Below are 14,215 nucleotides of genomic sequence, written 5' to 3' on the forward strand. Positions count from 1 at the left end.
ACATTGCCAGGCCGCCGGCCCCGATCAACAGGATAGCCAGGCGATTCACCAGTTGGTTGCGCAAGTCGGCCAAATTAGCCAGATTGCCGTCATCTACAAAGGTTCGCCGCCATAATGTACGTAGCATGTTGGCCTCCGAATTTGGTCGTTGGTCTTTCGTCGTTGGTCATTTTTTATCCCTTAATAACTGCTATTGGCACCAACCGAGCCACTTTTTTGGCAATGCCAGCCCCATGTACCACCTCAACTACCTTATCCACATCTTTGTAGGCCAGGGGCGCTTCTTCGGCCAGGCCCGCCATGCTGCCTGCTCGCACGTGGATGCCCCCCGCCTCCAATTCCTCACGTAGTTCCGCGCCCCAGACCGTTTTTTTGGCCTTAGAGCGACTCATCATCCGCCCGGCCCCGTGGCAGGTGGAACCAAAGGTCTGGTTCATGGAACCCTCGGTGCCCAGCAGCACCCAACTGGCCGTGCCCATCGAGCCAGGCACCAGCACCGGCTGGCCGATGTCGCGATAAACACCCGGCAACACCGGCGACCCCGGTCCAAAGGCGCGCGTGGCTCCCTTACGATGCACGCATACTTTTATTTTGCGCCCCTGGCTTTCGTGCTCCTCAATTTTGGCCATATTGTGGGCAATATCGTACACCTGGTAAACGTGATGATTTTTCACCTTGCCGGCCAGCACCTCCTCAAAACTACGGCGGATGTGATAGGTAAGCACCTGCCGGTTGGCAAAGGCGTAATTAGCCGCAGCTTTCATTGCCGCCAGGTAATCCTGCCCCGCCGGGCTGCTGAGAGGGGCGCAGACCAACTCCCGGTCGGGCAAGGTGATGCCATACTGGTGGATTACTTTTTGGAAGCGGTTCACGTAGTCGCTACAAATCTGGTGGCCAAAACCGCGCGAGCCGCAGTGAATTTGCACCACTACCTGGCCGGGGAAAAGGCCGGTGCGCTGGGCCGCAGTCTCATCAAACACTTCATCCACTTCATCAACTTCAATAAAATGGTTGCCTGCCCCCAGAGTGCCCACCTGGTCCTGGCCGCGTTTTTTGGCCCGTTCGCTCACCAGGCCCGCGTCGGCCCCTTCAATACAGCCGTTCTCTTCGGTGCGAACCAGGTCTTCCTCTGTGGCAAACCCTCGTTTCAGCGCCCAGCGCGCGCCGGTTTCCACCAGCCGCTCCAACTCGCCCGGCTTGAGTTTGACGTGCCCGCCTTTGCCCACCCCGCTTGGACAATGGTGATACAGCATTGTCGCCAGGTCGTTTAAGTAGGGGGCAACTTCTTGTTGATGTAGGTGGGTGGCCAGCAGGCGTACGCCGCAATTAATATCGTAGCCTACCCCCCCCGGCGAGATGACGCCATCGGGCCATGCCGTGGCTACCACGCCTCCAATGGGGAAACCGTAGCCTTGGTGGATGTCGGGCATAGCCAGGGCATAATTCACCACCCCCGGCAGCGTAGCCGTGTTGGCCAGTTGCTCCAGGCTTTTATCGCCCAACATATTTTCCAGCAAATCGGGGTCGGCATAAAAGCGCGCCGGCACGCGCATGTCGGCGCGGAAAGATTGGGGGATTTCATAAACGTACTTATCAATTTGTTTAAAATCACTTTGACTGACCATTTCCGCACTCCTATTTTTTACTGCCCAAGCAACGACGAACGACCAGGGGCCAACGACCAACGACAAGAGGTCAATGACAAGCGACCACTGGCCAATTTCCGCCGTCCATCATTCGTCGCCCCTCATTCGTCGTTCGTCGTTGGTCAAAAATTATATCATCATTAAGCTTAAAGCGCCCTGCCTCTCCCCGCTTTACAGGGTCTGTCCCAATTCTTGGGCCAATAAGGTAGGGACAGAATATTGTTCTGTCCCTACCACCAAAATTTTGGGATACACCCGCTTTACACGTCAAAAACAACGGTTGCCTCCAGGCCACGATCTGTTTTGATGATTTCCAAATTGTGGTAGGTAACGGCCTTGATGTGTTTCTGTAGGTCAGATACGTGACCGCCTCGGACGGCGGCTTGCAGGTGAGTAGGGGTGACGCGGGATAGGTCAAACTCAGCAAAAACGATTCCTTCAACTTCGGCCCGGTAGGCCAGCTCGCTCAACCAGTTGACCAGCAGGCTTTCGGCGTCATAGGCTTCTATCTCCAATTGCTCTTCTCGCGTGGCCGGAACGTCGGCCAAATCAGCCACCAGCAAACTGCTCATGCCGCGGGCGGCATTGAGCAATAACTGGCGTAAATCTTGCCCCTGTATCCGCAGCGCCCAATCGGCCGTGTGTTCTATCTCTTCAAAGGCGATATTGGCTTGAGGTTTGGCGGATTTTGGTTTGGCCATCCTGTTGCTCCTCGCCGTTCAGGTTTCTGGCCCGGCCAGCCGTTGGGCGGCCCGGCTAATAACAGTATAGCACATTCAGCTTTTGGAGGGAATATGGTATACTGCGGAGGCGCGTTCCAAAATTTTGGCGGTAGGGACAGGACAATGTCCTGTCCGTACGGTGGCGCAAAAAAAACATGCGACAGAGTAACATTGTGCCAACCATCGAACAGATAGAAGCCCAACTCCAACAGCGGGTGGCCCACTATCCCCCCACCGCTTGGGGCAGGAAACAAACGGATGCCTGGGACCGGCAGACCAACTTTGTTTATCAAATCTACCACTGGGAGGCGCTGCGGCAAGCAGTGGCGCCGCTCGACCAGGCCCTGGCGGAGTATGCCATTAATCGTTGGTTCAGTTTTTGGTCGGCGGTGGCGGTGGAACAGATATTTTGTATCCTGCCCGGCGTGACGGCCCACACCAATCAAAAAGACCGGCTGGTGGACTTTTCGATCCAGGGCATCAACTTTGACCACAAAACGAGCGTATTTCCCCAGCAATACCCCTATTCGGTGGAGTTTGCCCGGTACCACAAAGCCCACCTGATTCGCTGGCTTTACCGGAACCAGAGCCGGCAACAGCGGTATCATACGGCCAACCGTTTATTTATTCTGCTTTACGCGCGTGACGGGGAACATTGGTCGCTCAGGGCCGAGATCAGCAGCCTGCGGCAGGTCATCAAGGATTATGTGGCCGGTTTTGCGACAGCAGAGTTGGCGCAATTGTCTTTGAACGAACATAAGGTTTTAGCGGATATAATTTGGTTTGTGAAATAGGTCTCTACTTTCCGGTAACAAGGCATAATAAACAGAGCAGAGAAAAGCTCTGGCGATTGGCACATCAAAAGGGGTCAAGTAAACAATTTTGACAGCAGGACTAACTCAGTTTATACTAAAATTCCTCTACTACAGAAGATACATTCCCGCCGGTGGGTCTGCGATTAATTGCTTAACAGTAACCATGATGGAAGAGTTTCCATGAGCACGCCAGAAACAGCCGAAACTTATGATGTCAGCAAATATGAACGCCCCTCAGTAACGGTTGATGTGGTTGTTTTTAGCATTCTTGACGAACTGCTAAAGGTTCTTTTGATCAAACGCAAGGCCTGGCCGTATGAAGGGATGTGGGCTATCCCGGGCGGCTTTGTAAAAATGAATGAAAGCCTGGAAGATGCGGCTTATCGTGAATTGGCCGAAGAAACCAATGTGACCAGAGATCAAGTTTACCTGGAGCAACTCTACACTTTTGGCGAACCCGGCCGCGATCCCCGCACCCGGGTGATTACGGTAGCCTACTTTGCCCTGGTGGGCGCAGATAAACTTCATCCCCACGCCACTGACGATGCGGAAGATGTGGGTTGGTTCTCGGTGTATGATTTGCCCCAACTGGCCTTTGACCATGCCGATATTTTGGAGTACGCTTTGATCCGTTTGCGTTATAAATTGGAGTATTCGGCGGTGGGGTTTCAGCTTTTGCCGGAGAAATTTACCCTGCGAGAGTTGCAAGACGCTTATGAGATCATTCTGGGCGCCAAGTTAGACAAAGGTAATTTCCGCAGCAAACTGCGCAAAACCCAGGTGGTGGAAAAAGTTGATGGCTATCGAGACACCGGGGGCCGCCCCGCCCGCCTTTACCGCTTCCGCGAAGATGCCGTGGCCGAGATCAAGGCCCGGCGTTTATTTCCTTAACAAGCAGCAGGATAGCAGAGTAGCAGGAGTAGCAAAGTAGCAGGTTGCTGTTTGCTATTTATTGCTTGCGATTTGTTACTTGCCCTTTGAAGTTGGAGTTCATTTATGCAAACCTTAGCCGTCTTAATGGCCGGGGGGGCCGGGACCCGCTTGACGGTGCTTTCAGACAAACGAGCCAAACCGGCCGTGCCTTTTGCCGGCAAATACAGAATTATTGATTTTACCCTCTCCAATTGTGTTAATTCCGGCATTTACGATGTGGCCGTGCTTACCCAATACCGGCCCCATTCCCTCAATGCGCATATTGGCATTGGCAAACCCTGGGATTTGGACCGGCAGCGGGGCGGCGTTCACCTGCGCCAGCCCTACCAGGGCGGCAGCGCCGACCTGGATTGGTATCGCGGCACGGCAGACGCGGTTTGCCGTAACCTTGATTTTATTCAAGAGAAAAATCCAGATGTGGCGCTTATCCTCTCCGGGGATCATATCTACAAAATGGATTACCGCCCCATGCTGGCCTATCACGCTGAAAAGGGAGCCGATCTAACCGTAGCCGTAATGAACGTCCCCCTGGAAGAGGTGCACCGCCTGGGCATTATGACGGTGAATCGTAATATGCGCGTTACCGAATTTCATGAGAAGCCCAAAGACCAAGATAAAGGCACCCTGGCCTCGATGGGCATTTATATTTTTAATACCAATACGCTGTTTGAGCGTTTAACCGAAGGCAGCGCCGAGTCGCCCCGCATTGACTTTGGCAAAGACGTTATCCCCAGTATGATTGACCGGGATAAGGTGTATGCCTATCCTTTTGAGGGCTATTGGGTGGATGTCGGCACCCTGCAATCTTACTGGGAAACTAACCTGGCCTTAACCGATCCGGCCAATAATGCCCTTAAACTGCACGACCCCGGCTGGATCATTCATACCCGCAGCGAGGAACGCCCGCCGGTAAAATTGGGGCCGCAAGCCCAGGTGGTCAACAGCCTCATTTCCAATGGCTGCGTCATTCGGGGGCGGGTGGAGCGCTCGGTGTTTTCACCGGGCGTGTATGTTTCGCCGGGGGCGCTGGTGCGGGAATCGGTGATTATTAATGACACCTGGATTGGACCGGGGGCCGTGGTGGACCGGTCTGTTGTGGACGAAAACGTGGTCATTGGTACGGGCACTTATGTAGGCTATGGTGATGACCTGACGCCTAATCAAGAGCTGCCGGATAAACTCAATACCGGCATTACGGTTGTTGGCGCAGGCGCGCACGTGCCCGGTGGTTTACGCCTGGGCCGTAACGTATTGGTCCGTTCCAACCGGCAGGAAAGCGACTTTCCCGGAACAGAAATTTTGAGCGGGAACACGGTGTAATTGATGAATACTTTAGTCATGATCATGGCCGGTGGAGCCAGCGAGGATTTGAGCGTGTTCACGGCGGTTCGCTCTGAGCCGGCCATTCCTTTTGGTGGCAAATTTCGGATCATTGACTTTCCAATGTCAAACTGCGTTAATTCGGGGCTTTATAATGTGGCCCTGCTAACCCAATATATACCTCGCTCTTTGAATGACCACGTGGGGGTGGGCAAACCCTGGGATTTAGATCGCTCGCAGGGAGGAGTGCGCCTGTTACAGCCTTACCTGGGACCGGGGCACAGCGGCTGGCAGCGCGGCACCGCCGATGCCGTACGGCGCAACATGGATTTTATTGAAGAGCAGCGCGTGGATAACGTGCTCATCCTGGCCGGCGACCATATTTACAAAATGGATTACCGGCCTATGCTGCGCTTTCACCAACAAATGAAAACCGACGTGACCCTGGCCGTGCGCCGGGTCAGCCCGTTTGAAACGTATCGGTTTGGCATTGTGGGCGTTGAAAGTAACATGCGGGTGATCAACTTTAAAGAAAAGCCACGCCGATCCAAAGAAACATTGGCCTCGATGGGAATTTACGTATTTCAGTTTGACGCGCTCCGACAGATTTTGGCCGATGAAACATTGAATGATTTTGGCCGGGATGTGTTGCCCAACATCCTGCATACTCATAAAGTTTCTGCCTATACCTTTGAAGGCTACTGGGCCGATGTGGGCACCCTGCAAGCCTACTGGGAAGCCAATATGGCTTTGTTGGCCGAAACCCCGGCCCTGGATTTATATGACCCCGAATGGGTCATCCACACCCGCAGTGAGGAACAGCCGCCGGTCCAGATTGGGCCTGAAGCCTGGGTGGGGGGCAATTTACTTTCTAATGGTTGTATCATTAATGGAGTGGTTGAAAGTTCCGTCCTTTCGCCGGGCGTGCGGGTTGAAGCCGGGGCAGTGGTGCGCGATTCCGTAATTATGAACGATACCGTGATTGGGGCCAAGGCCAGAGTTGAACGAACCATCATTGACAAAGAAGTGTATATTGGTGAAGGCGCAGAAATTGGCTATGGTGTTGATAACGTGCCCAACCGCCTCCATCCCGGCCGGCTCAATACCGGCTTAACGGTTATTGGCAAAAACGCGCGCATCCCCCCCGGCATTAGAATAGGCCATAACGTTATTATCAATCCTGATGTTACCGAAGGGCACTTTCAGACCGACTTTATTGCCAGTGGAGAAACAGTGTAGAAGCTGGCCGGTAGCCAAGCAGAGAGCTTTTTTTGCCTTGCTCCGTTGATTTTTCAAATGGAATCCTGGCCCCTAAATTCCCCTAATCCGGCCGTTAACCTGCCCGTCAAAAAAGTCAATCTCACTCCCCGCCAATCCGTAGTTCCCCTGGTGCGCAAAACCTGGCCCCTGGCCCAAACCGAACACGCCTTGTTAATGCACGTATAATAGACTTCTCGTTTTCTCGCCTAAATCCAATGCCTGTGCCTCTGGTTGAATTATCAACGGTTCCCGATCTGAGCACCGCTTCTATGGTTAGCCGGGGGTGCGTCCAGAATTTTAGGAAAGCACAGGGGGGAATTTGGGGGGATACCTCCACACCCCCCCAGTCCTCCTAAAATTTCGGACAGACCCGTTAGCCGGTTTTATCTTTTGGGAAGGGTAATACTGTGGTAAAATTGGGACAATGTCAACGTTTGATTGGTTTAAAAGTATACTGCCCAAAGTTTTCCGGCGCGGCAACAAAAATCCGGCTCAAATTCCTGGCGATTGGCCGGAGAAAAGCGAGCAACCGCCTCTGCCGGCCCAACCCTCAACGCAGACCCGGCTACGACGGCAGCCGGGGGAGACAACGCGCCTGTGGCTGGCCATAAGCGCTGGCCTGGCAATGTTAGTGGCGGGGTTACTGCCCCTTAATCTTCTCGCCACCCGGCCTTTTCATCACGATGAGGCGCTTTATGCTACCTGGGCGCTGGAGATAACGTCCGGTGAAAATCCATTTCTGGCGCAAACACCCATAGACAAACCACCTCTTTTTCTTTACACGGTGGCCGGGACGTTGTGGCTATTTGGTAATACGGAAACCTCGGCGCGGCTGCCATCTTTATTATTTACCGTTTTAACCGTAGGTTTGACCTTCTGGTTAGGACACAAATTGTACGGCAACTACGTTGGCGGGTTAGCCGCCTGGCTGGTGGCGCTCTCGCCCTTTACCATTCTCTTTGCCCCCACCGCCTTTACCGATCCAATGCTGGTGATGTTGGTCTTGGCCGCTTGCCTGGCTGCTGTTTATGTCCAATCCCTTTTGGCCGGAATGTTTTTGGGGTTGGCTATTGTGACCAAACAGCAAGGAGTGTTTTATGCGCCGTTGGTGGTAATGGTGTTGTTGTTAAGGGTCAAGTATCAAGGGGCAAGGGGCAAGGGGCAAGGGGCAAGGGTCAAACGTCAGGTGTCAGGAGGCAAGAGCCAGATAATACGCAAAACCCAATACGCAATACGTAACTTTTTTATAGCCGCAATTCTTGTTTTGGCGCTTGTTTTTTTATGGGATTTTAACCGCGACCAATCGCCCGGTTTCTGGCAGTTAAGCCTGATTAACTACGGCGGGCTGAACACCGGCAGCCAGAATTTTGGCGCGCGGTGGGCGGGATTTATTGAGTTATTAACCTACGCTACAGCCGCGCCGGTTTTGAATACCATTTTTTTAACAGGGCTACCGTTGTTATTGATCTGGAACACCTACCACATCATCAACAAAAAACAATCCCTAGCTACCAACCGGCCCATTTACCAACCGGCCACTCTTCAAGTCCAAACCGATTGGTTATTCTCATTCTTTAGTCTAATCTTTATCCTGGTTCATTCCTGGTTTTCGTTTCAAGTTTGGGATCGCTACCTATTAGGGCTGATTCCTTTCCTGGCGCTGCTACTGGCCCGGATTTTATGGTTGCCCTGGCTAATCTTAAAAGAGGTCTGGCTTGATCGCCGGCCAAGGTTATTGTCCATAGTTAGGCCGGTTCTGGGTTTGAGCCTTATTTGTTTACTTGGCCTAAGTTTAGGCAGACCCGTTCAAGATGCGGTCAACGGCCGTTATCCTTTGGGCAGCAATAGCGGCGCGTTAAGGGGAATTGACCAGCTTGTGGCTTACCTGCAAGGCCACGCCGGGGCCACCACCACGCTTTACCATCGTTGGCTGGGCACGCATTGGCGATACTATTTGTGGCATTATCCCTATGATTTACAATACTGGCCGTCGGCGGAGTTTTTGGCCGGCCAGGCCCAACCTGGCCAACTGATTGTTTTCCCGTCCTGGCGTTCCGAAACCGAAGCCAGGTTAGCCCTGGCTGAAAATAATTTAGCATTACAGGAATTGAGCCGGGCTTATACGCCTGCGGGGAATCCATCCCTGGTGCTGTATCAAATAGTGAAAAGGGGGAATAGGGGATAGCAAGGCAGGAACTTTTCCACGCCTGCCACTACGCTAAACTGCAATGAAATCTAATTTAACCAAAATCATTTCCATCTTGACCATCATCCTGTTGACATTCCTGTTTTTCTGGAAAATCTTGTTGACCAATCTCATCCTGGTTGGCGTGGACTCCTTTCTTTATTTTTATCCCTACAAAGCCTACGCTACCGCGGTCTTACGCCAGGGGCAGTTGCCCCTCTGGAATCCTTATCTGTTTATGGGCGCGCCGTTATTGGCCAACAGCCAGGTGGGGGTTTTTTACCCGTTCAATTGGCTCTTTATCTGGCTCGACCCTCCCCGGCAGGTAGCCTGGTCTATTGGGCTGCACCTTGTTTTGGCCGGGGTGTTCATGTTGGTCTACACCCGTTTATCTTTGCAACTGGCCTGGTTCAGCGCGTGGACGGCCGCCGTGGTGTTTGCCTTTGGCGGTTACCTGGGCGCGCAGGTAGAACACATCAACCAGCTTAATGCCGCGGTCTGGCTGCCGCTGCTTTTTTTGTTTTATGATTTTGGCCTAAAACACAAAAGTCAACAACGTTGGCCCTGGTTTCTGCTGTTAGCCTTTGTGATTGCCCTCACGCTTCTGGCCGGCCACGCCCAAACCGTTTTCATCTCCCTGTTTGGCCTGGGCCTGTATGCTTTGTGGCAGGGCTTGAGCGAGGGCCAGCGGTCGGCGGCCAAGGGTCAAGGATTTCAAGTTAAATTTAATACTTTACGCATAACCTTCACCCAATACTTGTGGCCCTTGATCGTGGCGGCGCTGCTGGCGGCTGCCGTGGCCGCTATCCAGCTTATCCCCACCGCCGAGTTGTCGGCCCACTCTATCCGCAGCGGCGGCCTGCCTTTCCGCGAAACCGTTTCTTTTAGCCTATCGCCCGTTACCCTGCCCTACGCCCTGCTGCCTCCGTTGGGGGTGGACCTGGCCCAGGTGTGGGATGAAGCGTTTGGCGAGCGGGTTGCCTACGTGGGGGTGAGCGGTTTTGGCCTGGCCCTGATAGGCGCGTTTGGCGCTCTCCGGCGGCCAGAGATCCGCCGTTTTGTGGTTGTGGCGGCCGGCGGTTTGGGGTTGAGTGTGGGCCTCTACAGCGGCCCGCTCTACCTGGCCCTTTACACCCTGGTACCCGGGTTTAACCTGTTCCGGGTTCCTCCCCGCTGGTTGTTGTTGTATATTTTTGGCGTGTCCGTTTTGGCCGGTTATGGCTGTAACGCTCTCTTTAAGCCTCTCCTCTTGCGCGAGCATTTGGCCGTAACCTGGCGCTGGCTCCGCGCCCGCCGGCGGCGGTTGGCCTTTTTTATTGTTTTGCCTGCCGGCCTTGTTCTGGTTTTTGGCGTTTGGAAAACCCCACCCTTTGCCACGCTCGTTATCTGGTTGAGCCTGGCCTTGATCACGTTTGGGCTTATCTACTATATTTTACGCCCTTCATCCCTGAGTGGTTTTTCTCAGAAAAAACGCCCGGCCCCAACTCCCGGCCCCTGGCTTTTGCTGCCCCTGCTCATCGTCGAACTCTTCTGCTCGGCCCAAACCCTTAGTTACAACCATCCCACCGCGCCCCAGGCCTATCACTCCATGCGTAATAGCGTGGCCTTTTTACGCTCGGTTGCCGCCAACGCCACGCCTCCTGATCGTTTCCTCAGCCTGTCCGGCATTGCCTACGACCCCGGGGACGCGCGCGAATTGGCCCAAATTTACGGTCCCAGCCTGTCGGACAAAGCTTTGTATAATTTAATAGTGGCTACAAAACAAAAAGAAGTTCTTTTTTTTAACCTGCCCCTGGTTTACGGCTTGTATAGCGTTGACGGCTACGACGGCGGGATTTTGCCCTTGGCCAACTTTGTCACCTTGCAAAAACTCTTCCTGCCCCCCGACGATCTGTCGTTGGACGGGCGTTTGCGGGAAAAGTTGCGTTTTGTGCCGCCGGGCCAGTTGCTCTCCCTGCTCAATACCCGCTGGATCATCACCGACAAAGTTTTTGACGCCTGGATTGACGGCATTTTTTACGACCTGCAATTTCCGGCGCATCTGGCCCCCGGCCAGTCTATCGCCACCACCGACATCCCTGCCTTTCCGGCCACGGCCATTGGTCTTGTTTCTCACCTGGCCGAAGCCGCTCATTTACCCGCCGGTACTCCCGTGGCCGAACTAACCCTCACCTTTGCCGACGGCGCGGGCGGCAGCGCCGACCCCGATGAAACCTTCACCCTTAAAGCCGGGGTAGACACCGCTGAAGGCATTTACCCTCCCCACGCCGCCCATCCGCAGGCCAACATCGGCGTGGCCTGGCCTTACGAGGCGGCAGGGGTGGATTATGTTACAGTTTATACCTTAACTAACCGCCGGCCAATCACCCGGATCAAATTAACCGGCCTTCTGCCCCAGGGCCAATTCATTCTCAAAGGTCTAAGCCTCATTCATGAGCCGACCCACACCAGCCGTTCCATCATCCTTTCCACGCAGGGAGAATACCGCCAGGTCCACTCCGGGGATGTAAAAATTTATGAGAATCAAACCGTGTTACCCCGCGCCTTCATCGTTCACCGGGCTGAGCTGGTGGCCGATACCGCGCAAGCTCTGGCCTTAATGCGCAACCGGAATTTTGACCTCCGGCAAACGTTGGTCCGTTTGGCCGGTGAGGGCGAAACAGTTGGCCCCATCGCTTTGGGCCGACCTTCTACCTCTGAGAGCGCCTTGATTACTGCCTACACCCCGGAACGAGTTGAAGTGACGGCCAACCTGGCCTCGCCTGGCTGGTTGGTATTGAGCGAGGCGTATTATCCCGGCTGGCAGGTTAGGGTTGATGGACAACCCGTCGAGATAATGCCGGTCAACATTATGTTTAGAGCCGTAGAATTACCGGTAGGGGAACATGTGCTTGTATTTGAATTCAAACCTGCTTCATTGCAAATGGGAATGTGGGTGAGTGGCCTGGCTTTGCTGGTGTTGGCAGGAGGATGGGTTATGGCTGTTAGAAAAAGCAGGCAGGAGAGATAGCCCATTGGCATAGTGATAGAGCAGTGGTACAATACATTCAACGAATCCTGAACCAACGACGTAATTCAGCCCAGGGAATCACAATGCGTTTAACCTTTTACGGCGTGAGAGGTTCTTACCCTACTGCCCGTCGAGATCAAATTCGATATGGAGGTAACACCACCTGCCTGCATTTTTTGAGCCGGTCGGGGCAACACCTCATCCTGGATGGGGGGTCGGGTATCCGCGTATTGGGCAACGAGTTGATGCAGCAGGCTTTTGGGCAGGGGCAGGGCGAGGCCATCATTTTAGTTACCCACACGCACTGGGATCACATCCTGGGTTTCCCCTTTTTTACCCCTTTCAGTTGCCGGGGAAACCACTTTATCATTGCCTCAGCCGGGCAAATCGGCAGCCATATTCGTGACATCTTATCCGGCCAGCACGCGGACCTCAATTTTCCGGTTTCCTTTGAGGCGCTGATGCAGGCTCAACTTGATTACCATGCCTTTAATCTGGGCGACCCCCTGAAATTTGGCGACTTTCGGATTGAGACGGTCCAATTGAATCATGCCGGGATAACGATTGGGTATCGCATTGAGGCCGATGGAACCGCGATCACGGTCTATACGGATACCGGCCGGATACGTGAAACCCGATTGGGGGATGGGATGGGCCTGCCTGTGCCCGATGATGTATACGCTGAAGGTTTTTTGGCGCAGTTGGCGCATTGCGCCCGCCGCAGTGATATTTTAGTGCACGACACCCAATTTTTTGAACACGAGATGGTGGGTAAATACCATTGGGGCCATTGCACCGTGGAAGATGCGCTGGAAGTGGCCCGGTTGGCCGAGGTAAAACACCTGGTGCTATTTCATCACAACCCTGACCACTCCGATACTGAAATAGACACCAAACTGGCTTTAGGCCGGGATTTAAGCGCCGGCGATGCTTTTGAGGTGAGCGCCGCCACCGAAGGCTGGTACACAAACATGGACAAAAAGGAAGAAACCGGATGATTCGCGTGCAGCTTTGGGGCACCAGAGGCTCAATTACCACGCCGGGCCAGGCCAACCTGTATTACGGCGGTGAAACTCCGTGCATTGAACTCATTGGCGTTTCAAACCACAACCCCGGAGCGGTGACCCAGTCGGGCAATCCGTATCTTATCCTGGATGGCGGTTCTGGCTTGACCGCGCTGCAAACAGCGTTAATGGCCGGCGCTTGTGGTCGCGGTCAGGGTGAACTACATTTTCTTATCAGCCATTATCACTGGGATCACGTGATTGGTTTGCCCTTTTTTTTGCCCATATTTGTGCCGGGCAATCGCATTACCTTTTATGGCGACTCGGTAGAAAACCTTCGCTCAACCATTGAGCGACTATTTACCTCTAACTATTCCCCGCTCAAGGGCACCCAAAATCTGTCTGCCAATTTGGACTATCGGCCGGTGACTCTGGACCAAGATATGGACATCGCCGGGTTTCGGGTGCAAGCCACGCCACACCAACATCCGGGTAAAGTGTTAACTTATCGGGTTCAATATGGTAACGCGGTGCTGGTCTACTCCACCGACTACGGCATTGGTAACCCGGCCATTGATAACAAATTGCTAAAGTTGGCTCAAAACGCCAACCTCTGGATTATGGATGCCATGTATACCCCGGAACTGCGCCAGGAGCGGGAAGATTGGGGCCACAGTACCCATTTGGAAGCGGTGCAATTGGCCGTGGAAGCGGAGGTAGAACGAGCAGTTTTATTCCATCATTCACCCGGCCATAACGACCGGACGCTGGCCCAAATGGAACGCGAGGCTATGGAAATAGCCGCCGGCACGCCAACCCGGGTACTGATGGCCCGTGACGGAATGGTGCTGGAGGTGGGCCGCTGAATGAATTGGACCATGCCGCAACGCAGCAACAGCCCTATATACCGGCAAATAACACTCGGCATGTGCCGCCCGCCCACAGACCGACTGTAAAAACCAAATCACCCAGGCAAGACGACACTCAATAAAAAGCGCCTTGGTCAAGTAGAACGAAAAATATTTTTTTCGGCTCATGTAAAAAACGGGTGCGGATATGTCACCGCGAGCCGGAGGCGAAGCGGTCTCCAGCCCTGCTGAACGGGGATTGCTTCGCTGCGCTCGCAATGACATGCACAGATTCTATACATGAGCCATTTTTTCTTTGGAGGATTTACGATTTGCAATGAATGGGCTAACAAAGTTTGATCGTTGGTCAGAAACGTCAATATTGATTTTTGGCTCATGTCTAGAACAAGTGCAAAATAAATGATATACTGATCAGCAAGAAATGTAACAAACAAGAAGGAGGAAAACTGGT

The 14,215-nt window shown here is 53.6% G+C and carries 12 protein-coding genes; 9 read left to right on the forward strand and 3 right to left on the reverse strand.

Annotated elements, in window-relative coordinates:
- Window positions 1–173 precede the first annotated feature (173 nt).
- A complete protein-coding gene (locus tag JW953_14935) occupies window positions 174–1,625 on the reverse strand; it encodes an RtcB family protein (GenBank protein MBN1993993.1) in 1,452 nt (483 codons plus the stop codon).
- Window positions 1,626–1,906: 281 nt separating this feature from the next.
- On the reverse strand, window positions 1,907–2,347 hold the full coding sequence (locus JW953_14940; GenBank protein MBN1993994.1) for an archease: 441 nt from the start codon (window positions 2,345–2,347) through the stop codon (window positions 1,907–1,909).
- 176 nt (window positions 2,348–2,523) lie between these two features.
- On the opposite strand from JW953_14940, the gene JW953_14945 reads away from it, so the two are divergent.
- The 9 genes from JW953_14945 to JW953_14985 all read left to right on the forward strand — a co-directional run bounded on the left by JW953_14945 (window position 2,524) and on the right by JW953_14985 (window position 13,761).
- The gene (locus JW953_14945; GenBank protein ID MBN1993995.1) at window positions 2,524–3,162 is read left to right on the forward strand and encodes a hypothetical protein; all 639 of its coding nucleotides are present in this window, start codon (window positions 2,524–2,526) and stop codon (window positions 3,160–3,162) included.
- 201 nt (window positions 3,163–3,363) lie between these two features.
- Complete coding sequence (locus JW953_14950; GenBank protein ID MBN1993996.1) at window positions 3,364–4,074, forward strand: NUDIX hydrolase; 711 nt, start codon at window positions 3,364–3,366, stop codon at window positions 4,072–4,074.
- Window positions 4,075–4,179: 105 nt separating this feature from the next.
- The gene (locus JW953_14955; protein MBN1993997.1) at window positions 4,180–5,436 is read left to right on the forward strand and encodes a glucose-1-phosphate adenylyltransferase; all 1,257 of its coding nucleotides are present in this window, start codon (window positions 4,180–4,182) and stop codon (window positions 5,434–5,436) included.
- Window positions 5,437–6,675: a glucose-1-phosphate adenylyltransferase gene (locus JW953_14960; GenBank protein ID MBN1993998.1), complete on the forward strand. Its 1,239-nt coding sequence runs from the start codon at window positions 5,437–5,439 to the stop codon at window positions 6,673–6,675.
- Between the two features lie 57 nt (window positions 6,676–6,732).
- Window positions 6,733–6,882: a hypothetical protein gene (locus JW953_14965; protein ID MBN1993999.1), complete on the forward strand. Its 150-nt coding sequence runs from the start codon at window positions 6,733–6,735 to the stop codon at window positions 6,880–6,882.
- Window positions 6,883–7,120: 238 nt separating this feature from the next.
- On the forward strand, window positions 7,121–8,881 hold the full coding sequence (locus JW953_14970) for a glycosyltransferase family 39 protein (GenBank protein MBN1994000.1): 1,761 nt from the start codon (window positions 7,121–7,123) through the stop codon (window positions 8,879–8,881).
- 43 nt (window positions 8,882–8,924) lie between these two features.
- Window positions 8,925–11,891, forward strand: coding sequence for a YfhO family protein (locus JW953_14975; protein MBN1994001.1), 2,967 nt, complete (start codon window positions 8,925–8,927; stop codon window positions 11,889–11,891).
- A gap of 83 nt (window positions 11,892–11,974) precedes the next feature.
- Window positions 11,975–12,889 (forward strand): MBL fold metallo-hydrolase, encoded by a 915-nt coding sequence (locus JW953_14980; GenBank protein ID MBN1994002.1) that lies wholly within the window; start codon window positions 11,975–11,977, stop codon window positions 12,887–12,889.
- Window positions 12,886–13,761 carry an MBL fold metallo-hydrolase gene (locus JW953_14985; protein ID MBN1994003.1) on the forward strand — a complete coding sequence of 292 codons (876 nt, stop codon included), beginning with the start codon at window positions 12,886–12,888 and terminating at the stop codon, window positions 13,759–13,761. Before JW953_14980 ends, JW953_14985 begins: the two co-directional genes overlap by 4 nt.
- Before the next feature lie 167 nt (window positions 13,762–13,928).
- On the opposite strand, the gene JW953_14990 is transcribed toward JW953_14985, so the two are convergent.
- A partial coding sequence (locus JW953_14990; GenBank protein ID MBN1994004.1) for a hypothetical protein occupies window positions 13,929–14,215 on the reverse strand: 287 nt, incomplete at its 5' end.

This window comes from Anaerolineae bacterium (assembly GCA_016931895.1).
Classification (GTDB): Bacteria; Chloroflexota; Anaerolineae; order 4572-78; family J111; genus JAFGNV01.